General features: G+C 69.4%; 21 protein-coding genes. 5 read left to right on the top strand and 16 right to left on the bottom strand.

Features of this window, described 5'->3' with window-relative positions; genetic code table 11:
* On the top strand, positions 1 to 786 hold the full coding sequence (locus SD37_RS22585; protein WP_044855005.1) for an aminotransferase class IV family protein: 786 nt from the start codon (positions 1 to 3) through the stop codon (positions 784 to 786).
* Positions 787 to 820: 34 nt separating this feature from the next.
* On the opposite strand, the gene SD37_RS22590 is transcribed toward SD37_RS22585, so the two are convergent.
* Entirely contained in the window at positions 821 to 1,267 is a 447-nt protein-coding gene (locus SD37_RS22590; RefSeq protein WP_044855004.1) for an anthrone oxygenase family protein, read from the bottom strand.
* A 91-nt stretch (positions 1,268 to 1,358) separates the two neighbouring features.
* Here SD37_RS22590 and SD37_RS22595 point away from each other — a divergent pair, with 91 nt between their 5' ends.
* The gene (locus SD37_RS22595) at positions 1,359 to 1,937 is read left to right on the top strand and encodes a TetR/AcrR family transcriptional regulator (protein WP_044855003.1); all 579 of its coding nucleotides are present in this window, start codon (positions 1,359 to 1,361) and stop codon (positions 1,935 to 1,937) included.
* 8 nt (positions 1,938 to 1,945) lie between these two features.
* Here SD37_RS22595 and SD37_RS22600 read toward each other — a convergent pair whose 3' ends face one another.
* Complete coding sequence (locus SD37_RS22600) at positions 1,946 to 2,725, bottom strand: enoyl-CoA hydratase/isomerase family protein (RefSeq protein WP_044855002.1); 780 nt, start codon at positions 2,723 to 2,725, stop codon at positions 1,946 to 1,948.
* A 123-nt stretch (positions 2,726 to 2,848) separates the two neighbouring features.
* Here SD37_RS22600 and SD37_RS22605 point away from each other — a divergent pair, with 123 nt between their 5' ends.
* Entirely contained in the window at positions 2,849 to 4,699 is a 1,851-nt protein-coding gene (locus tag SD37_RS22605) for a hypothetical protein (protein WP_065912932.1), read from the top strand.
* 9 nt (positions 4,700 to 4,708) lie between these two features.
* Here SD37_RS22605 and SD37_RS22610 read toward each other — a convergent pair whose 3' ends face one another.
* From SD37_RS22610 to ruvC, 8 genes are all read right to left on the bottom strand, one after another.
* Positions 4,709 to 7,039, bottom strand: a complete 2,331-nt coding sequence (locus SD37_RS22610; RefSeq protein ID WP_044855000.1) for a RelA/SpoT family protein — start codon at positions 7,037 to 7,039, stop codon at positions 4,709 to 4,711.
* Between the two features lie 78 nt (positions 7,040 to 7,117).
* Positions 7,118 to 7,636, bottom strand: coding sequence for an adenine phosphoribosyltransferase (locus SD37_RS22615; RefSeq protein ID WP_044854999.1), 519 nt, complete (start codon positions 7,634 to 7,636; stop codon positions 7,118 to 7,120).
* Between the two features lie 107 nt (positions 7,637 to 7,743).
* On the bottom strand, positions 7,744 to 8,949 hold the full coding sequence (gene secF, locus SD37_RS22620) for a protein translocase subunit SecF (protein ID WP_044854998.1): 1,206 nt from the start codon (positions 8,947 to 8,949) through the stop codon (positions 7,744 to 7,746).
* The gene (secD, locus tag SD37_RS22625) at positions 8,946 to 10,652 is read right to left on the bottom strand and encodes a protein translocase subunit SecD (protein WP_044854997.1); all 1,707 of its coding nucleotides are present in this window, start codon (positions 10,650 to 10,652) and stop codon (positions 8,946 to 8,948) included. The genes secF and secD overlap by 4 nt, the downstream gene beginning before the upstream one ends.
* Positions 10,653 to 10,884: 232 nt before the next feature.
* On the bottom strand, positions 10,885 to 11,292 hold the full coding sequence (yajC, locus tag SD37_RS22630; RefSeq protein WP_044854996.1) for a preprotein translocase subunit YajC: 408 nt from the start codon (positions 11,290 to 11,292) through the stop codon (positions 10,885 to 10,887).
* Between the two features lie 145 nt (positions 11,293 to 11,437).
* Entirely contained in the window at positions 11,438 to 12,511 is a 1,074-nt protein-coding gene (ruvB, locus tag SD37_RS22635) for a Holliday junction branch migration DNA helicase RuvB (RefSeq protein ID WP_037308260.1), read from the bottom strand.
* Between the two features lie 8 nt (positions 12,512 to 12,519).
* A complete protein-coding gene (ruvA, locus tag SD37_RS22640) occupies positions 12,520 to 13,119 on the bottom strand; it encodes a Holliday junction branch migration protein RuvA (protein ID WP_044854995.1) in 600 nt (199 codons plus the stop codon).
* Positions 13,116 to 13,715, bottom strand: a complete 600-nt coding sequence (gene ruvC, locus SD37_RS22645) for a crossover junction endodeoxyribonuclease RuvC (RefSeq protein ID WP_044854994.1) — start codon at positions 13,713 to 13,715, stop codon at positions 13,116 to 13,118. Before ruvC ends, ruvA begins: the two co-directional genes overlap by 4 nt.
* A gap of 76 nt (positions 13,716 to 13,791) precedes the next feature.
* On the opposite strand from ruvC, the gene SD37_RS22650 reads away from it, so the two are divergent.
* Positions 13,792 to 14,238 (top strand): cupin domain-containing protein, encoded by a 447-nt coding sequence (locus SD37_RS22650; RefSeq protein ID WP_044854993.1) that lies wholly within the window; start codon positions 13,792 to 13,794, stop codon positions 14,236 to 14,238.
* Positions 14,239 to 14,354: 116 nt separating this feature from the next.
* Here the strand turns inward: SD37_RS22650 and SD37_RS22655 are convergent, their stop codons facing one another.
* The 5 genes from SD37_RS22655 to SD37_RS22675 all read right to left on the bottom strand — a co-directional run bounded on the left by SD37_RS22655 (position 14,355) and on the right by SD37_RS22675 (position 17,470).
* On the bottom strand, positions 14,355 to 14,885 hold the full coding sequence (locus SD37_RS22655) for a DUF4262 domain-containing protein (protein WP_044854992.1): 531 nt from the start codon (positions 14,883 to 14,885) through the stop codon (positions 14,355 to 14,357).
* Positions 14,886 to 14,952: 67 nt separating this feature from the next.
* Positions 14,953 to 15,702: a YebC/PmpR family DNA-binding transcriptional regulator gene (locus SD37_RS22660; protein ID WP_037308275.1), complete on the bottom strand. Its 750-nt coding sequence runs from the start codon at positions 15,700 to 15,702 to the stop codon at positions 14,953 to 14,955.
* Between the two features lie 50 nt (positions 15,703 to 15,752).
* A complete protein-coding gene (gene pdxT, locus SD37_RS22665; RefSeq protein WP_044854991.1) occupies positions 15,753 to 16,382 on the bottom strand; it encodes a pyridoxal 5'-phosphate synthase glutaminase subunit PdxT in 630 nt (209 codons plus the stop codon).
* 54 nt (positions 16,383 to 16,436) lie between these two features.
* Entirely contained in the window at positions 16,437 to 16,757 is a 321-nt protein-coding gene (locus SD37_RS22670; protein ID WP_005159089.1) for an AzlD domain-containing protein, read from the bottom strand.
* Complete coding sequence (locus tag SD37_RS22675; protein WP_044854990.1) at positions 16,757 to 17,470, bottom strand: AzlC family ABC transporter permease; 714 nt, start codon at positions 17,468 to 17,470, stop codon at positions 16,757 to 16,759. The genes SD37_RS22670 and SD37_RS22675 overlap by 1 nt, the downstream gene beginning before the upstream one ends.
* 68 nt (positions 17,471 to 17,538) lie before the next feature.
* Here SD37_RS22675 and SD37_RS22680 point away from each other — a divergent pair, with 68 nt between their 5' ends.
* On the top strand, positions 17,539 to 18,105 hold the full coding sequence (locus SD37_RS22680) for a helix-turn-helix domain-containing protein (RefSeq protein ID WP_044854989.1): 567 nt from the start codon (positions 17,539 to 17,541) through the stop codon (positions 18,103 to 18,105).
* Between the two features lies 1 nt (position 18,106).
* Here SD37_RS22680 and SD37_RS22685 read toward each other — a convergent pair whose 3' ends face one another.
* Positions 18,107 to 19,483 (bottom strand): APC family permease, encoded by a 1,377-nt coding sequence (locus SD37_RS22685; protein ID WP_065912933.1) that lies wholly within the window; start codon positions 19,481 to 19,483, stop codon positions 18,107 to 18,109.
* Between the last annotated feature and the right edge of the window lie 89 nt (positions 19,484 to 19,572).

Consider the following 19,572-nt stretch of genomic DNA (forward strand, 5'->3'; position numbering starts at 1 on the left):
GTGAAGCTGGAGCTCAACGGCGCGCCCGCCCGGTCGGAAGACCTGGCGGGCGCGTTCGGTTACGGTCATTTCACCGCGATGCAGGTCCGCGACGGCAAGGTCCGCGGCCTGGACGTCCATCTGAACCGGCTGGTGACGAGTACGCGGCGGATGTTCGCCAGCGAGCTCGACACCGACGCCGTGCGCGGGTATGTCCGGCAGGCCGTCCAGGGCGCGGGCGCGCTGTCCGTGCGGGTGGTGATCTTCTCCCGCGCGATGGACTGGTCCGATCCCGGCGCGCCCGCGGCGCCGGACGTGCTGGTCCGGACCGGGCCGCCGCAGGAGCACGAACTGACGCCGCTGCGCCTGCGGTCCGTGCGCTACGAACGGGTGCTGCCCGAGGTCAAGCACGTCGGCACGTTCGGGCTGGTCCACCACAGGCGCGAGGCGAAGATGGCGGGCTACGACGACGCGTTGTTCATCGACTACCAGGGCCGGGTCAGCGAGGCGTCGATCTGGAACGTCGGTTTCCTCGACGGCGGCACGGTGGTCTGGCCTCAGGCACCGGTGCTGGACGGGATTTCCCAGCAACTGGTGCGGCGGGGCCTGGAGCGCGGCGGGATCCCGCAGGAGAGCAGGGAAGTCCGCCCGGCCGAGCTGCCGGGATTCGACGCGATGTTCCTGACCAACTCGGAGTCGATCGGCCGGCCGGTGGCGTCGGTGGACGACGTCGTCCTGCCGTTCGCGCCGGAGACCGGCCGGATCCTGACCGAGGCGTACGAGAGCAACCCCTGGGACGAGATCTGACCCGCTCCGGCGCCGTCCGGACCCGCCGTCCGCGTCACGCGCGGGCGGCGACCAGCAGGGCGAAGGCGGCGATGATGACGGCGACGCGGCCGTAGTGGAAACGGTCCCAGCGGTTCATCTGCTGCTTCCAGTCGGCGGGCCGGTTCTCCGGCGTCCACGTCTTGCCCCGGTTGTTGATCGGGACGAGCAGCAGGATCGACATGATCACGCTGAGGACCAGCAGCGCCCCGGCGGTGACGACAAGGCCGCTGCCCTGGTCCTGCCAGCCGGCGATGGCCCACACCGCGACGAGGACGAGCGAGCCGATGTACCAGAACGGCATCACGGCGCCGAGCATCCGGCCGCCGTGGGCGCGACCGCGCAGGGCGCTGTCGTCCGGGAGGCCGTTGAGAATCCGGTTGATGACGAAGGCGACGGAGAACTCCACCCCCACCATCACCCCGACGAGCACGGTGGTGAGCACCTCTAAAGCGTTGAGCATGGCGACGTCTCCCAGAATCTAGCGTTGATAGCTGATGTGGCAACGCTAGTACTTCTACCGCTCGCTTGTCTAGCGATGCTAGGATCTGTTCATGTCGGTACAAGAACGCAAGGAGCGCGAACGGGCGGACCGCGAACGCCTCATCGTGGCGACGGCCCGCGAACTCGCCGAGCAGCAGGGCTGGGACGCGGTCACCACCCGACGGCTGGCCGAGCGCATCGAATACAGCCAGCCCGTCCTCTACAGCCATTTCCGCGGCAAACGCGAGATCATCGGCGCCGTTGCCCTCCAGGGCGCCACCGAGATGGCCGTGGCGATGCGGGCCGCGACCGCCGCCGCGGACGGCCCGCGCGCCCGGGTATCCGCCCTCGCCCGCGCCTACCTCGACTTCGCCGCCCGCAACCCGGCGGTCTACGACGCCCTTTTCCAGCTCGACGGCGGCCTCGCGTACGCACAGGAAGAGACCCCGGAACCTCTCAAGGACGCCTTCGCCGCGCTATTGGAGAGCCTCGGTGAGGTCGCGGGCGACGGCGTCGACCCGGGACTGTTCACCGAGGTGTTCTGGGCGTCCCTGCACGGGGTGGCGACCTTGACCAGGTCGGGACGGCTGCCGCCGGAGTACACCGAGCAGCGGGTGGAGCTGCTGGTGGACCGGCTCGCCGTGCTCTGAGCGAGCCGTCAGCGATAGGTGAACTTCGGCGGCCGCCGCGCTAGGAAGGCGGCCACGCCCTCGGCGTAGTCCTCGCCGTGCAGGGCGCCGAGCCGGATCTCGTCCACCTCGGCGTCGGATTCCTCTTGTCCCGCGACGATCTTCTCGATGATCCGGTTCATCCCGCGCACCGACGCCTGCGAACGCGAAGCCAGCGTCTCGGCGAACTTCCTCGTCGACGCCTCCAGGTCGTCCGCGGGAAAGACGTCGTTGAGCAGCCCGATCTCCCGCGCCCGGCACGCGTCGACGAGTTCGCCCGAGAGCAGGAAGTACTTGGCGTTCGCCGGGCCGACCAGCGAAACCAGCTGACGCGTCGAGCCGAAGTGGTAGACGATGCCGAGCTTCGCCGGCGTGATGCCGAACCGCGAGCCCTCCGCGGCGAACCGGAAGTCGCACGCGACCGAGAGCTGGCAGCCGCCGCCGATGCAGTTCCCGCGGATCATCGCCACCGTCGGCTTCCGCGACGCCGTCAGCGCCGCCACCGCCCCGTCGACGGCCTTGTCGTAGGTCTCGGCCGCGTCGGCGGTGGACCGCAGCTCCCGGAACTCGCTGATGTCCGCGCCCGCCGAGAAATGCGCGCCCGCACCGGTCAGCACGAGCACCTTGATCCCCGGATCCGCCTCCACCCGCGCGACCACGTCCGGGATCGCCGACCACATCCCATAGGTGATCGCGTTCATCTTCTCCGGCCTGGTGAACGTCAGCCGCGCGACCTCGCCGTCGCGAGTGAACTCGAACCCTTCAGTCATGTTCCGCACCCTAGTGCGCGTTTCCACCGGAGCCCGCCGAACGTGAACAAGACCCCAAAAGGCGGCTTTCAACGCCGTCCCGCTGTGGTTTTCTGGTCGTCCAACGAGCCAGGGGGAAACTCGATGGCGAAACGCGTGTTCGGAATTCTCGCGGTCACTCTGCTCACTTCGGCCTTGCTGAGCGGACAGTCGACGGCCGCGCCCGCAGGTATCCAACCCGACCCGCTGCTGATGTTCCCTTCGCATTTCGGGACCGTCGACTGGGCGGCCGTCACCCGCGACAGGGCGGCGAAGACCACTACGCGCTCGCAGGTGTCGGCTCAGAATCCGCTCCCGTACGCGGAAAAGGAGCAGGCCGGGACCAGCGGCGCCAACGACTCCCCCGCCGCCGCCGAACACATCGCGGGATTCGGGACGCCACGTGGCAAGAACCCCAAGGTCCGGCTGACCGGCGACCTCAAACCGGATACCTCCATCCCCACGCTGCCCCCGGCCGCCGAACCCGACGACGCCCTCGGTCTCGCGAACGAAACGGGCGTCGGCGCCACCCGCCGGGCCGCCCGCGCCCGCGGCGTCATCGGTGACGGGCCGTACGGCAGTGCCGGCGATGGCACGGGTGACGTCGACTTCTACCGGCTGAGTGCGGCGGCCACGCCGGTGACGTTCGCGGCGCGGACGCTGACGCCGGAGGGCGCCCTCGACACCTTCCTCGCGCTGTTCGACGCCGCGGGCAACACGTGGGGACTCAACGACAACGCGGGAGGATCCAGCGACTCCACGCTCTCGTTCACCATCCCGCCGGGCCGCGAGTACTTCCTCATGGTCGGGTCGGGCCCCTTCAGCGTGCCCGATGACCCCAAGAAACCGGGCACCGGCCGCGGCGTCCAGACCGAGGGCCCGTACGACCTGGTGATCACCAGCGGCAAGAGCGGCGGCGACCTCGACTACTACTCCTTCGACCTGCGCGCGGGGGACGTACTGGGCGCGTCGGTGGCAGGCGGCGGGACACGGCTCGCGGGGTACGACCCGGCCGGGCGGGAGGTGTTCGGCTCCTCGCAGGACCTCACCTCCATCTTCGCCTCCACTTCGCCGATGCCCGGCGGGGGCAACGCCGTCGTCGACTTCGTGGCACCGAAGGACGGCCGATACCGGCTCGGCGTCGAGGCGGGTGAAGGGGCGTACGAGGTCAAGGTCGAAGCGTTCCGGCCCGGTACGGAAACCGCGCCGCGCGGCAGTGTGCACACGATCTTCCTCGACTTCGACGGCGCCAGGGTGAACACGGCGATCTACGGCTCGGGCGGCGGGATCCGCGATCTCTCCCCGCTGTCCGCCTTCCTGCCGCGCTGGGGGCTCACGGCGGACGACGAGCGCGCGCTGGCCGACGCGATCGTCGCCACCGTCAAGGAAAACCTCCACCGGGACCTGATCGCCAAGGGCACCAACCCGAGGTTCGCGCTACGCGTCCTCAACAGCCGGGACCACGCCGATCCGTGGGGACAGCCGAACGTCAGCCGGGTCGTCGTCGGCGGCACCATCCTGGAGTCGGGCATCCAGACCATCGGCATCGCCCAGTCCATCGACGCGGGCAACTTCGGCAAGGAGGAGACCGCTCTGGTCCTGCTCGACGAGATCAGCTCGCCCGCCGGACCGGCGTGGTCGCTCAACACCTATCTCGGACCGGGCAGCGACAAGATCGCCTTCCTCGGGCGCTCGATCGGCAACGTCACCAGCCACGAGGCCGGGCACATGTCGGGCAGCTGGCATACGAACCTCACCAACGACGTCGTCGGCATCATGGACCCCGGCGGTGATCCGGCCGCGATGTTCGGGGTCGGTCCCGACGGCCGCGGCGGCACGGCCGACGATCCGGACGTCGACCTGGTCGAGGACGAGATCAGCCAGTCCGAAGGCTTCAGCGGGATCGAGGACACCCTCAACCGCAGTGCCTGGGCCTTCGTCCGCGGAACCGGCTAAAACCCCGGTCTAGGACGCCGAAGTCACCCGGTAGACGTCGTAGACGCCTTCGACGCCCCGGACCACCTTCAGCACGTGGCCCAGATGCTTCGGGTCGCCCATCTCGAACGAGAACCGGCTGACCGCGACGCGATCGCGCGAGGTCGTCACCGACGCGGACAGGATGTTGACCTTCTCGTCCGCGAGGACCTTGGTGACGTCCGAGAGCAGCCGGTGCCTGTCCAGCGCCTCGACCTGGATCGCGACGAGGAACACCGACGAGGCCGACGGCGCCCACTCGACCTCGACCAGCCGCTCGGGCTGCGCTGTCAGGTCGTCGGCGTTGGTGCAATCCGTGCGGTGCACGCTGACCCCGCCACCGCGGGTGACGAAACCGAGGATCTCGTCGCCGGGCACCGGCGTGCAGCAGCGCGCGAGCTTGGCCCAGACGTCGCTGGCACCCTTCACCACGACGCCGACGTCGTTCGAGCCGCGGCGGCGAGTGACCGTGGACGGGGTCGCGCGTTCGGCGAGCTCCTCCTCCGCCTCGTCGACCCCGCCGATGAGCGCGACCAGCCGCTGCACGACGTGCTTCGCACTGGTGTGGCCCTCGCCGACGGCGGCGTACAGCGAGCTGATGTCGGGGTGCCGGAGTTCCGTGGCGACCGCGCCCATCGACTCGGCGGAGACCAGCCGCTGGATCGGGAGGCCGACCTTGCGGACCTCCTTGGTGATGGCCTCCTTGCCGCCTTCGATCGCCTCGTCGCGGCGTTCCTTGGCGAACCACTGCCGGATCTTCGCGCGCGCCTTGGGGGAACCGGCGAACTGCAGCCAATCGCGGCTCGGTCCCGCCGTCTCGGCCTTCGAGGTGAAGATCTCGATGACCTCGCCGTTCTCCAGCTTGCGCTCGAGCGCGACGAGCCTGCCGTTGACGCGGGCGCCGATGCAGCGGTGCCCGACCTCCGTGTGCACGGCGTAGGCGAAGTCGACCGGGGTCGAATCGACCGGCAGCGTGATCACGTCGCCCTTGGGCGTGAACACGAAGATCTCGCGCGAGGCGAGTTCGTAGCGCAGTGATTCGAGGAAGTCGCCCGGGTCCGCGGCTTCCCGCTGCCAGTCGAGGAGCTGGCGCATCCACGCCATCTCGTCGACGTCCACGGCGTTGCCGTTGTGGGTGCCCTTGGTCTCCTTGTACCGCCAGTGCGCGGCGATGCCGTACTCGGCGGTGCGGTGCATCTCGTAGGTGCGGATCTGGACTTCCAGCGGCTTGCCGTCCGGTCCGATCACCGTGGTGTGCAGCGACTGGTACACGCCGAACCGCGGCTGCGCGATGTAGTCCTTGAACCGGCCGGGGACCGGCTGCCACAGCGCGTGGACGACACCCATCGCGGCGTAGCAGTCGCGGACGTCCTCGACCAGGATCCGCACGCCCACCAGGTCGTGGATGTCGTCGAGGTCGCGCCCGCGGACGATCATCTTCTGGTGGATCGAGTAGTAGTGCTTCGGCCGTCCCTCGACCTTCGCGGTGATCCGCGAGCCCTCCAGGTTGCTGGTCAGCTCGGTGATCACCGACCGCAGGTACGTGTCCCGCGAGGGGGCGCGATCGGCGACCAGGCGGACGATCTCGTCGTACTTCTTCGGCTGCAGGATGGCGAAGGCCAGGTCCTCCAGCTCCCACTTGACCGTCGCCATGCCGAGCCGGTGCGCCAGCGGGGCGAGGACCTCCAGGGTCTCGCGGGCCTTGCGGGCCTGCTTCTCCGGCGGCAGGAAGCGCATCGTGCGCATGTTGTGCAGCCGGTCGGACAGCTTGATGACCAGCACGCGCGGGTCGCGTGCCATCGCGATCACCATCTTGCGGATGGTCTCGGCCTCGGCGGCCGTGCCGAGCTTGACCTTGTCCAGCTTGGTGACGCCGTCGACCAGTTCGCCGACCTTCTCGCCGAAGTCGGCCTTCAGGCTCTCCAGCGAATACCCGGTGTCCTCGACGGTGTCGTGCAGCAGCGCCGCGACCAGCGTCGTGGTGTCCATGCCGAGTTCGGCGAGGATCGTCGCGACCGCGAGCGGGTGCGTGATGTACGGGTCGCCGGACTTGCGCCGCTGATCGCGGTGAAGCTCCTCGGCGACGTCGTAAGCGCGCTGCAGCAGGGCCAGATCGGCGTTGGGGTGCAGCTCGCGGTGGATGACGGCGAGCGGTTCGAGTACCTGCTTGACCGGCGCGGCGCGCTGTGCGGTGATCCGGCGGGCGAGGCGGGCGCGGACCCGGCGCGTCGCGGAGGGCGTGGGCGCGGCCCCCTGTCGTGACACACCGTTCTGCTCGGTGCCGTCCTTCGAGGACACCGCGGCATCGAGCTCTTGGCTCACCCGCACCTCCTGCGCTTCGTGCGGCCTTCGGACATCAAGAGTAGCCGCTCCCCCTCGCGGCCTACTTGGTACGCCCGGTCAACACACCCGGAGGGCCTCCACATGACGCCCTTCAAGCACGGAACGACCACCGAGCCCGGCGAGTTCCATGACCACCGACACGCCGGTGACCTGCGCTTTCGCGTCTTCCAGCAGTTTGCAGGTGGCCGCGACGGTGCCGCCGGTGGCGAGCACGTCGTCGAGGATCGCGACACGCTGACCCGGCTGGACGACGCCCTCGGGCAACTCGACGGTCGCCGTGCCGTATTCCAGCGCGTAGCCGACCCGGCCGGCGACCCGGGGAAGCTTGCCGGGCTTGCGGATCAGCGCGACGCCGAGGCCACGGGCGTAGCCGACGGCGGCGGCCAGCAGGAAGCCGCGGGCCTCGACACCCGCCAGCAGGTCGACCTCGGGGCCGATAGTGGCCGCCAAGGCGTCGGTGACGGCCTTGAAGCCCGCGGCGTCGGCGAACATCGGGCTCAGGTCCCGGAACAGCACGCCGGGTTCCGGGAAGTCCGGCACCTCGGCGATCAGGTCGAGGGCCTTGTCCAGCTCCATGTACTTCCCTGCTCTCGTGTCGTGCGTCCGGGCTCTGAACGCTAGGAAAGGTCCTTTCATTGCAAATTCTGCAATGAAAGGACCTTTCCTAGCAGCGGAGACCCGGGTTACCTCTTGCGCTTACCCGACGGACGGCCCTTGGTGGCCTTCTGGTTCCGGGCCGGGACGCTCGCCGCGGCCGCGTACGCCTTCTCCTTGCGGAGTTCGGCTTCCAGCGCGTCTTCGTCGGTCGGGTCGAAGTCGTCGTCCGCGCGCTCGGCGGCCTTGCGGGCCTGGTTCGCGCGGCGCGAGGCGACCCTGTCGGCCTGCTGCCGGTACTTCGGGTCACGCATCTTGAAGTCGACCAGCAGCGGGGTGGCCAGCGCGACCGAGGACAGCACGCCGACCAGGGTGCCGGTGAGCTGCACCAGCGCGAGGTCCTGCAGCGTGCCCGAGCCGAGCAGGATGTACCCGACCACGAGCAGCCCGAGGATCGGCAGCATCGCGATCAGCGCCGTGTTGAACGAGCGCATCAGGGTCTGGTTCAGCGCCAGGTTGGCCGCCTCGCCGTAGGTACGGCGGGTGAGGCCGAGCAGTCCGCGCGTGTTCTCGCGGACCTTGTCGAACACCACCACCGTGTCGTACAGCGAGAAACCGAGGATCGTCAGCAGACCGATCACCGTCGCCGGCGTGACCTCGAAGCCGATCAGCGAGTACACACCCGCGGTGACCACGATGTCGTGCAGCAGCGACACCAGCGCCGCGGCCGCCATCCTGATGTCGAAGTACAACGCCAGGAACAGCGTGACCGCCAGGAGGAAGACCCCGAGCGCGATCAGCGCCTGCCGGGAGATCTCCCCGCCCCACGACGCGCTCACCGCGCTGTCACTGATGGCCTGGACGCTCGGCTGCCCGCTGGTCCCGATCGGGCCCAGCTCCTCGAACAGCGCCTGCTTCACCCTGGCGACCTCGGCCGCGTCCAGCGTGTCCGAACGCAGCTGGATGGTCGACGAGACACCGCTGCCGACCTTCTGCGCCTCGTCGGCCGGCTTGCCCAGCGCGTCGGCGAAGGACTTCTTGGCCTGCTCTTCGGTGATCTGCCCGTTCTTGCCGTTCGCGGGCAGCTGGATCTGGGTGCCACCCTCGAAGTCGATGCCGAAGTTGAAGCCCTTGATGCCCATCGAGGCGATGCACACCAGGACCAGCGCACCGAAGAAGAGGTACCAGCGCTTGCGCGCGCCGACCACGTCGAACGCGCCGGTGCCCACATAGAGACGGCGGAAGACGCTCTCGCGCTTGCCCGCGGTGGTGTTCTTGTCGTCGACCACGGTCACGCCTCCTTGACGTTCGGGCGCCCGGCGGTACGGGCCGCGGACTTGCGTTCCGAACCCAGCTGCTGCACGGCGCCGAGGCCGAGGTTCTTGGGGTTGGACAGGAACTTCGACTTGGACCGGGACACCATCGCGACCAGCGGGTGCGTCACGAGGTAGACCACGACGAGGTCGAGGACCGTCGACATGCCGAGCGTGAACGCGAAGCCCTTCACGTCACCGACGGCCAGCCAGTAGAGGATCGCCGCGGCGAGGAAGCTCACCGCGTCCGAGGCGAGGATCGTGCGCTGGGCACGGGACCAGCCACGCGGGACCGCCGACCGGAAGGTCCTGCCTTCCCGGATCTCGTCCTTCAAACGTTCGAAGTAGATGACGAACGAGTCCGCGGTGATACCGATCGAGATGATCAGACCGGCCACGCCGGCGAGGTCGAGGGTGTACCCGATCCACCGCCCCAGCAACACCAACACCGCGTACACCAGCATGAAGGACAAGCCCAGCGAAAGGATCGTCAGCACGCCCAGGAGCCGGTAGTAGAACAAGCAGTAGATGAACACGATCAGCAGGCCGATGCCACCGGCGATGAGGCCTGCCTGCAGCGACGCGAGTCCCAGCGTCGCCGACACCGTGGTCGCGTCCGAGGATTCGAACGACAGCGGCAGCGAGCCGTACTTCAGCACGTCCGCCAGATCCTTCGCCTCGGCCTGACCGAACCGGCCGGTGATCTGAGTCTGGCCGCCGAGGATCGCGGACTGGATGGTCGGCGCGGAGACGACCTGGGTGTCGAGGACGAACGCCGCCTGCTTCTGGATGTTCTTCGAGGTGAAGTCGCCCCAGATCCGGGAACCGTCGCTCTTGAAGTTCAGGTTGACGACCCACTGGGAGTTCTGCGTGTCGTAACCCGAGGAGGCGTCGGAGATCTCCGTTCCGGGGAGGAACTCCGGCTCCAGCAGGTACTTCATCGTGTTCTTGTCACCGCAGGCGACCAGCGGCTTGTCGGTGAGGTCGTTGCCGACCAGCGGGTCCGACACGTTGGGCGCGCAGTTCAGCGACGCGAAGGCCTTCTCGGCGGCCGCGGCCTGCTTCGCCTGGTCCGTCGACATCAGATCGGGGTTCTGCCGGATGTTCCGGGCTTCCTCGATCTCTTTCTTCGTCTTCTCGTCGACGTTGTCGTTCGGCTGCTGCTGCGGCGCGCCGGCGGCGCTACCGCCACCGTTGGCCGGGCTGCTCGGCGGAGCGCTCGACGCACCCGGGGCACCCGACGACGGCGGGGCCGACGAGGGAGCGCCCGAGGCAGGCGGGGTGGACGGCTGCGGGACCGGGGTCACCGGCTGCGACGTCACGACCTTCCGGAAGCCCAGCTTCGCGGTCTTGCCCAGGGTCTTGGCCTGGTCGCCCTGCTCGCCGGGAACGGTGATCACGACGTTGCTGCCGTCGAGGACGACCTCGGTGCCGCCGACGCCGATACCGTTGACCCGGCGCTCGATGATCGAGCGGGCCTGTTCGAGGGACTCTCGCGGAGGGTCGCCGCCGTCGGGATTACGGGCGGTCAGGGTGACTCTCGTGCCGCCTTGCAGATCGATGCCGAGCTTCGGCGTCGGCTTGCCGCTACCGGTGAAGAACACCAGGGCGTACAGCGCCACCACGATCAGGGCGAAGAAGGCGAGATAGCGTCCCGGGCGGAGATGCCCGGCCGGTGCGGCCACTGTGCTTCGGTCTCCTCGGACGGACTGGGTGTTCCCCAATGGACTTGGCTGTTCACACACCGGACGGGAGCCCGGTGGTACCGCGAACCTGCCTCGATGACGATGCCCGGTGAACGGGCACGACTATGACGACGGACACGCACGCAGCACCGAGACACTACTCGGTGCTGCGTGAGCCCGGCGTTGGCCCCGCACCTACGAAAGTCTGGTGTCGGGGATGGCCTTACCGGCTTTACTTCTTGCCGTGCTCCAGCGGAGGAGCGATCTGCGCGCCGGACTTCTCCTCGACGCGCTCGTCGTCCTTCGACTCGACGACCGGGGCCTCGACGACCTCGTCGGCGTCCGCGACATCGGCGGTGTCCTCGTCGGTCTCGACGACCGGCTCGACCTTCTCGCGGACGGCCTGGCGCAGCCAGGTGGTCACGACGCCGGGGGCGATCTCGAGGTCGATCGTGGTGTCGGCGGTGGCGTCGGCGACAGACGCGTAGAGACCGGAGGTGGTCATCACCCGGTCACCGGGAGCGAGGCTCGCGAGCAGCTCCTGCTGCGCTGCCGCCGCCTTCTTCTGCTTACGGGTGCCCATGACGAGCGGAATCGCCACAACGAGCATCAGGAGCAGCGGCAGCAATAACTGGTTCATGGTTCTCCATTTCGAGCGGACGCCGCGCGGTGCGCTGTTTTGTCCGATTTGGCGGGGTGTGCTCTACCCGAGTGTGCCAGGTGCCAGCGGAAACTCCACAGCCACCCGTCGTCACCACGGGCCCCGTACCGCGTGAACGGTCCGGTCAGTCCTGGTCGAACAGGGTCGGGCCACCCTGGTCGCCGCGCGTGGCACCGGCCGGGGCCGGCAGTCCGAGGTGCTCCCACGCGGCCGCTGTGGCGACCCGGCCACGAGGAGTGCGGGCGAGCATACCGGCGCGGACCAGGTACGGCTCACACACCTCCTCGACGGTGGTCGGTTCCTCCCCCACCGCGACCGCCAGCGTGGACACGCCGACCGGGCCGCCGCCGAAGGAACGCACCAGCGCCGTCAGCACCGCGCGGTCGAGCCGGTCGAGGCCGAGTTCGTCGACGTCGTAGACCTCCAGCGCGGCGCGCGCGATCTTGCGCGTGACCTTGCCGTCGGCCCGGACCTCGGCGTAGTCGCGCACCCGGCGCAGCAGCCGGTTCGCGATCCGTGGTGTGCCGCGGGAGCGGCGGGCGATCTCCGCGCAGCCGTCCCGGTCGATGTCGACGTCGAGGATCGTGGCGGCGCGGCGCGCGACGAGTTCGAGTTCGCTGTCGGTGTAGAACTCCATCTGGCCGGTGAAACCGAACCGGTCGCGGAGCGGGCCGGTCAGCGAGCCGGACCGCGTGGTGGCGCCGACCAGCGTGAACGGCGCGATCTCCAGCGGGATGCTGGTGGCGCCGGGCCCCTTGCCGACGACGACGTCGACGCGGAAGTCCTCCATCGCGAGGTACAGCATCTCCTCGGCGGGGCGGGCGATGCGGTGGATCTCGTCGATGAACAGGACGTCGCCGGGCGCCAGGTTCGACAGCATCGCGGCGAGGTCGCCCGCCCGTTCCAGCGCGGGCCCCGAGGTGATCCGGATGGCGGCGTTGAGTTCGGCGGCGACGATCATCGCCATACTCGTCTTGCCCAGTCCGGGCGGCCCGGAGAGCAGGACGTGGTCCGGCGGGACCCCCCGGCGGCGCGCGCTTTCCAGTACGAGTTCGAGCTGTTCGCGGACCCGCGGCTGGCCGACGAACTCGTCGAGTTTGCGCGGGCGCAGCGTCGTCTCGACCTCGCGTTCGCCGGTCTGCGGCAGCGCCGAAAGCGTCTCGTCGGCGTCGAATTCCGTCACGGCCTCATAGTCCATGTGGCTCGTTACCGCTTACGCCCGAGGGTGGCCAACGCGGCGCGCAGTACGGAGGACGTCGTGTGCCCGTCGCCCTCACCGAGCACCTTGTCGACGGCCTGTTCGGCTTGCTTGGCCGGGAATCCGAGGCCCGCGAGCGCTTCGACGACCTCGCCCCGGAGCACGCCGGGGGCGGCGGCCACCGGGGAGCCGTCGGTCGGGCCGGCGAGCGCGGTGACCTTGTCGCGCAGTTCGAGGGTGAGCCGTTCGGCGCCCTTGCGGCCGATGCCGGGAACCTGGGTGAGCACGGTGATGTTGCCTTCGACCAGCGCGGACCGGAGTTTGTCCGGATCGAGCACGGCCAGCGTCGCGAGCGCGAGCCGCGGGCCGATCCCGGAGACCGTCTGCAGCAGACCGAACAGTTCGCGCGCGTCGGCGTCGGCGAAACCGAACAGTGTCAACGAATCCTCGCGGACCACGAGGGCGGTGTGCAGCATCGCCTGCTCTCCGCGGCGCAGCGTCGCGAGGGTGGCGGGCGTGGCCTGCACGGCGAAGCCGACTCCCCCGACCTCGATCACGACGTGGTCGAGGCCGATGGAGAGGATTTCACCGCGTACCGAGGAGATCATCGAGCCGCTCCCTGCGTCTTCGCTTCGTGTTGTTTGGCGCGCTGTGCCGCGGCGGCGAGCCTGGCCTTGTGGTTCTTGGCGATCTCGGCCGCCCTGGCCTCGGCTTCGGCGAGCCGGACCCGCATCGGCTCACGCCAGAGATGGCAGATCGCGAGCGCGAGCGCGTCCGCGGCGTCCGCCGGATGCGGTTTGACCTCGAGGCCGAGCAGCCGCATGACCATACCGGTGACCTGCGCCTTGTCCGCACGGCCGGAGCCGGTGACGGCGGCCTTGACCTCACTCGGCGTGTGGAAGACGACCGGCAGCCCGCGCCGGGCGGCCGCGAGCGCGACGACCCCGCCCGCCTGCGCGGTGCCCATCGCGGTGCGGACGTTGTGCTGCGCGAAAACCCGCTCCACGGCGACGGCTTCGGGCTTGTAGCGGTCCATCCACCGCTCGACGGCGTCGGAGATCCCCAGCAGGCGCACGGAAAGGTCGGCGTCCGGCGAGGTCCGCACGACGTCGACCGCCACGGCCCGGACGGTACGGCCCGTGCCGCCGTCGACCACGCCGAGCCCGCACCTGGTCAGACCGGGGTCGACCCCGAGTACCCGCACGTGTTTCCCTCCGCCGTTTCACGAACATCCGTTCGAGCCTGAGGCTACCCGGAGCGATCGACGGCAGGATGGAGACATGCCGAGCCCTGCCGACTTCACCGCTCATCTGGGTCTCCAACCGCTGCCCGTGGAAGGTGGCCGCTGGGCGCAGAGCTGGCGCGACGAGACCGCGTCGGCGATCTACTACCTGCTGGTACCGCCGGAAACCTCGGCGCCGCACCGGCTCGACCGGCTGGAGATCTACGCCCATCACGCCGGGGCGCCGGTCCGGATGCTGTTGTTGTTCCCGGACGGGCGGATCTCGCGGCCGGTGCTGGGACCGGACGTCGCGGCCGGTCAGCGTCCGCAGGTGGTGGTGCCCGCCGGGGTCTGGCAGGCGTCGGTCAGTACCGGTGAGTGGAGCCTGGCCGGGACCGTGGTGGTGCCGCCCTACACCGACGACAGCGTGGAGTTCCGTTCCGCCGCGGCGCTGGCCGCGGAATGGCCGGAGGCGGCGGACGACCTGAAGCCCTGGCTCCCCTGAGGCCCGCGTTTAGTCCTCTGAATGCGCCACGAACCAGGGCGACGGATGCAAGGAAAGGTCCTTTCCTCGCAAATTTTGCAAGGAAAGGACCTTTCATAGCGCGCTCAGCAGCGGTCTCAGGGACCGTCGACGCCCGGCGTCCAGCTCTCCGGGTCGCCGGATTCGGTCAGCACCGGCTGGTACCGCGCGAAGCCCTCCGGAGCGTCCGGGTGCCAGGGGAAGTGCCCATCCGGCGTGGCGACGATCAGCTGCAGCGCCGGGAAGTCCCCGTCCGGGTAGATCAGGAACGCGCTCCCGAAGTACTCGGGATAGTGCCCCTTCGCGACCCGCTCGAAGACCACCGGCGCGCCCTCGAAGAAATCGTCGTAGCGCTTGCCGACCTCGAAGATCTCGCCGTTGGCCGCACGGTCGACGTAGGCGTCGAGCAGCACCGGGCCCATCTGCTCGGGCAGCCCGATCACGACCGCCTCCGCGACACTGTGCAGCGCCCAGGCGCACGCGGTGAAGCAGAAGCCCGTTTCCTCCTCGTCCCCCGCGACCGCGATGACCGCGTTGCCTCTCGCCTTCGCCTGCGACTCGATCCACTGGATCAGTTCGGTTTCTTCGGCGGTGAGGGCGTCGGCTTCGGAGGTCGTCACGCGCGACATTCTGCCCCACGTCCGTGCCCGCACCTAGCCCCGGCACGGATTTTCCGCGGCATGACGGGAAAAACGATCAGCCGACCTCGGCCATGACCTCGTCGGAAACGTCGAAGTTCGCGTAGACGTTCTGCACGTCGTCGCAATCCTCGAGCGCGTCGATGAGCTTGAAGACCTTCTTCGCGCCTTCGACGTCCAGCGGCACGCTGACCGACGGCAGGAAGGTGAGATCCGCGGACTCGTACTCGAAACCGGCTTCCTGCAAGGCTTTCCGGACCGGGACGAGGTCGGTGGCCTCGGCGACGATCTCGAAGTTCTCGTCGAGGTCGTTGACCTCTTCGGCACCCGCGTCGAGCACGGCCATGAGGACGTCGTCCTCGGCGGCGTCACCCTTGGGCATGATCACGACGCCCTTGCGGTTGAACATGTAGGCGACCGAACCCGGGTCGGCGAGCGAGCCGTTGTTCCGGGTGAGCGCGGTCCGCACCTCCATGGCGGCGCGGTTCTTGTTGTCGGTGAGGCATTCGATCAGCACGGCCACACCGTTCGGGCCGTAGCCTTCGTAGGTGATGGTCTGCCAGTCGGCGCCGCCCGCTTCCTCACCGGCGCCGCGTTTGCGGGCGCGCTCGATGTTGTCCTGCGGGACCGAGTTCTTCTTCGCCTTCTGGATGGCGTCGTAGAGCGTCGGATTGCCATCCGGGTCGCCACCGCCGGTCCGTGCCGCCACCTCGATGTTCTTGATCAACCGGGCGAAGAGCTTGCCGCGCTTCGCGTCCAGGTTGGCCTTCTTGTGCTTCGTGGTGGCCCACTTGGAGTGGCCGCTCATCTCTCCTCCATCTACTCCTGTGCCCGCCGCTGAGCACAGTGTCGGTTTGCCTAAGCCTGTCGCACGAGGTCGACGAACAGCCTGTGCACGCGCTCGTCCCCGGTGAGTTCGGGGTGGAACGACGTGGCGAGTACCGCCCCCTGCCGGACCGCGACGATCCTAGCGCCCGCGCCGTCCGGCCCCGGTATTTCGGGGACACTGGCGAGTACCTCCACCCCGTCGCCCGCCTTTTCGACCCACGGGGCGCGGATGAACACGGCGTGCACCGGGCCGCCTTCGATACCGGTGAAGTCGAGGTCCGCCTCGAAGGAGTCCACCTGACGTCCGAAGGCGTTGCGCCGGACGACGACGTCGAGGCCGCCGAGTTGCCGCTGGTCAGGCCGTCCGTCGAGGGCCTGGCGGGCGAGCAGGATCATCCCGGCGCAGGAGCCGAACGCGGGCAGTCCGTCCGCGATCCGCTCGCGCAGGGGTTCGAGCAGTTCGAAGGTCTCGAGCAGCCTCGACATGGTCGTCGACTCACCGCCCGGCAGCACCAGACCGTCCACTTCGGACAGTTCACCGGGGCGGCGGACCGGCAGCGCACGGGCACCGGCGCGCTCCACCATCGCGGCGTGCTCCCGCACGTCACCCTGCAGTGCGAGCACGCCGACCACCGGCCGTGCCCCCGTCGCGATCGCCACTCGACCTCCCGAAAGACCTTCCCCCCAGCTTAGGCGTCCCGGGGAACGGCCAGGTCAGGGGACCCCGGCGAGCCGCAGCAGGGCGGCGGTCGCGGCGGCGGCCACGACGACCAGGGCGAACGGCGCCTTCCGCCAGGCGAGCACGCCGCCGACCAGGACACCGGCGGGCCGGGCGTACCCGGCGAACTCGTGCCCCTCGGTCAGCGCGGCGACCGCGACCAGGGCGGCGAGCAGGACGACGGCCGAGCGCGCCATCAGCTTCTCAGCCTTGGGCGACACGGTGAACCGCGCCTTCAGCACCGGTCCGGCGAAGCGGAAGGCGAAGGTACCGGCGGCGAGCACGCCGCCCGCGATGATCAAGTCCAGCGGGTCCATCAGCGCACTCCTTCGGGTTCGCGGTCGGCCGGTTCCTTCGCCGCGACACCGGCCAGTACGCCGACCAGCGCGAGCAGCACCGGCAGCCCCGCGGGCAGGAACGGCGTCGTCGCCAGCGCGACGGCCACCCCGAGGAACACCGGCAGCCGGGCGGCGCGGTCACGCAGCGACGGCAGGACCAGTGCCAGCAGGACCGCCGGGAACGCGGCGTCGAGGCCGAAGGCGTCGGTGTCACTGATCGCGGTCCCGGCGTACGCCCCGGCGAGGACACCGACGTTCCAGCACACGAACAGCCCGATGCCGCACACCCAGTAGGCGGCCCGGCGCCGCTGCTCGTCGCGCTGGGCCAGCGCGAAGGCGACCGATTCGTCGATCATGAGATGGCTGCCGATCACCCTCGACGACCACCGCTTCCCCAGGACGTCACCGATCGCGAAGCCGAACGGCAGATGCCGCGCGTTGGCCAGCAGGCCGGCGGCGACGGCCGCGACCGGGCTGCCGCCGGCGGCGATGATGCCGACGAACATGAACTGCGAGGCGCCGGCGAAGACCAGCACCGAAAGCAGCATCGGTGCCCAGATCGGGAAGCCGGAGCCCACCGCGATCGCACCGTAGGAGATCCCGACAATGGTGTCGGCGAGGCAGACCAGGCCGATGTCACGGAGGAGATCGCGCCCCAGGACACGGACGGTTGTTCGCCAAATCGAACGCATAGCGTCATACAATGAACGAACGCCACCCCGTTCGTCAAGGCGAACGCAACGACCGATGGAGCGAACGCATGTCCCCGACCGCGTCCGACGGCGCACCACTGGACGTCATCGCCACGTCCCTGCGCCGGGAGCGCGCCCGCACCGGGCTGTCCCTCACCGAGGTCGCCAAACGCGCCGGGATCGCGAAGTCGACGCTCTCCCAGCTGGAGTCCGGGACCGGGAACCCGAGCGTCGAGACGATCTGGGCGTTGTGCGTCGCGCTCGACATCCCGTTCTCCCGGGTGGTCGAACCCGAGCGCCCCCGCGTGCAGGTCATCCGCTCGGGCAGCGGACCGACCGTGTTCGCCGAACACGCCGACTACGCGTGCACGCTGCTCAGCTCCTGCCCGCCCGGCGCCCGGCGCGACGTGTACCTGATCCGCGCCGAGCCCGGGAAGCCCCGGCTTTCCGATCCGCATACGAGCGGCATCGTCGAGCACATCGTCCTGAGCGCGGGCCGTGCCAAGGTCGGACCGCGGGAGGAACCGGTCGAGCTGCTGCCCGGCGACTACATCTGCTACCCCGGCGACGTCCCGCACATCTTCGAGGCGCTCGAGCCGGGCACCTACGGCGTCGAGATCGCGGAGTACACCTGAGTCAGGCGGGCTCCTCGGCCTTCTCTTCCTCGACCTCGGCGAGCTTCCAGCCGCCCCGCCGCCGCAGCACGAAGACGTAGTACCCGATCGACAGCAGGGCGACGCAGGCCGTGACGATCAGGCTCGGCCGTCCCACCGCCGGATCGAGCAGGTTCTGGTAGACGACGAACACCAGCACGGCCAGCGCCAGCACCGGCGCGACCGGGAACCACGGCATCCGGTAGCGGGCGTGCGCGGTGGCGCCGGTTCGGCGGCCGACGATCGCGCCGAGGCACAACGCCGCGTACACCGCCACGATCGACGTACTCGTGACCACCAGCAGCAGCTTCGGATCGACGAAGCAGAGCAGCGCGGCCACGGCGCCGGTGCCGACGGTGGCCACCCATGGCGTCCCGAACTTCGGATGCACCGCGGCCAGCGCCCGGTTGACCGGCGACGGCCACGCGCGGTCGCGGCCGCTGCTGAACAGCATCCGCGAGCTGATCAGGACGATCGCCAGCACCGCGTTGATGATCGCGAGCGCGACGGCCAGGCCGATCACCGTGCCGAGCGTGCCGCCGCCCCGCGAGTCGATGAAGTGGGACAACATGTTCCCCGAGGCGAACAACGCGTTCAGATCGGGCGCCCCGAGGAGTACGGCGGTCACCGGGATCAGTTCGGCGAGCACCGTGATGCCGAGTGCGAACAGGATCGCGCGGGCGATCCCACGGGAGGCGTCCTGCGTCTCCTCGCCGAAGTACCCCGCCGAGCCGTAGCCGTTGTAGGCGAAGATCGCGACCGAGGTGGCGATCGCGATCGCGCCGACCGTCGCCGGGCCGCCGTCCGGGGCGACCGGATGTGTGAGCAGCTCGCCGAACGAACGGGCCGGGTTCAGCAACCCGAGCGCGCTGACCACGATCAGCGCGAGGATCTCGATCGCCAGGAAGATCCCGGTGACCCAGGCGTTGAGCTTGATGTCGAACACCCCGACGACGGCCGCGACCACGCACGTCGCCGCGGCGATCACCGGGCCGGGCACGCCGGGCAGCAGCACCCCGAGGTAGGTGCCGACGCCGAGCGCGATCACCGCGACGATGAGCACCTGCGTGATGATCATCAGGCCCAGTACGGCGAAGCCCGGCAACTTGCCGAGGGTGCGGGTGACGATCGCGTACTCGCCGCCCGCCAGCGGGAAGGCCGACGCGAGTTCGGCGTAGACGAAGGCCATGAACACGCCGACGACCGCGGCGGCCACGAAGCTGTAGAAGGCGCCCGTACCGGCCCCGGAGAGGACGCCCGGCGCGATGATGAAGACCGACGAGGCCGGGCTGATCGCGGACAACGTGATGAGCAGCGTGCCGAGGGTGCGCAGACCGCGGCGAAGTGCGGGAGTGGACACGGCCGACCTCCTGTGAGCTGGCGGAATCGGTTCTTTGACTCTCCTTCGAAGAACTGTTGAGCACGCATCAAAGGCTCTTCTCGGTGTGA

It is taken from the genome of Amycolatopsis orientalis (assembly GCF_000943515.2).
Lineage (GTDB): Bacteria > Actinomycetota > Actinomycetes > Mycobacteriales > Pseudonocardiaceae > Amycolatopsis > Amycolatopsis orientalis.

Bases quoted from the DNA above. Each gene is read 5' to 3' on its own strand.
- SD37_RS22600 (WP_044855002.1), bottom strand. From the start codon at position 2,725: ATGACTGAAGGGTTCGAGTTCACTCGCGACGGCGAGGTCGCGCGGCTG.
- yajC (WP_044854996.1), bottom strand. From the start codon at position 11,292: ATGAACCAGTTATTGCTGCCGCTGCTCCTGATGCTCGTTGTGGCGATT.
- SD37_RS22670 (WP_005159089.1), bottom strand. From the start codon at position 16,757: ATGGACCCGCTGGACTTGATCATCGCGGGCGGCGTGCTCGCCGCCGGT.
- ruvB (WP_037308260.1), bottom strand. From the start codon at position 12,511: ATGGACTATGAGGCCGTGACGGAATTCGACGCCGACGAGACGCTTTCG.
- SD37_RS22595 (WP_044855003.1), top strand. From the start codon at position 1,359: ATGTCGGTACAAGAACGCAAGGAGCGCGAACGGGCGGACCGCGAACGC.
- SD37_RS22680 (WP_044854989.1), top strand. From the start codon at position 17,539: ATGTCCCCGACCGCGTCCGACGGCGCACCACTGGACGTCATCGCCACG.
- SD37_RS22650 (WP_044854993.1), top strand. From the start codon at position 13,792: ATGCCGAGCCCTGCCGACTTCACCGCTCATCTGGGTCTCCAACCGCTG.
- ruvA (WP_044854995.1), bottom strand. From the start codon at position 13,119: ATGATCTCCTCGGTACGCGGTGAAATCCTCTCCATCGGCCTCGACCAC.
- SD37_RS22655 (WP_044854992.1), bottom strand. From the start codon at position 14,885: ATGTCGCGCGTGACGACCTCCGAAGCCGACGCCCTCACCGCCGAAGAA.
- SD37_RS22605 (WP_065912932.1), top strand. From the start codon at position 2,849: ATGGCGAAACGCGTGTTCGGAATTCTCGCGGTCACTCTGCTCACTTCG.
- SD37_RS22660 (WP_037308275.1), bottom strand. From the start codon at position 15,702: ATGAGCGGCCACTCCAAGTGGGCCACCACGAAGCACAAGAAGGCCAAC.
- SD37_RS22615 (WP_044854999.1), bottom strand. From the start codon at position 7,636: ATGGAGCTGGACAAGGCCCTCGACCTGATCGCCGAGGTGCCGGACTTC.
- SD37_RS22675 (WP_044854990.1), bottom strand. From the start codon at position 17,470: ATGCGTTCGATTTGGCGAACAACCGTCCGTGTCCTGGGGCGCGATCTC.
- SD37_RS22590 (WP_044855004.1), bottom strand. From the start codon at position 1,267: ATGCTCAACGCTTTAGAGGTGCTCACCACCGTGCTCGTCGGGGTGATG.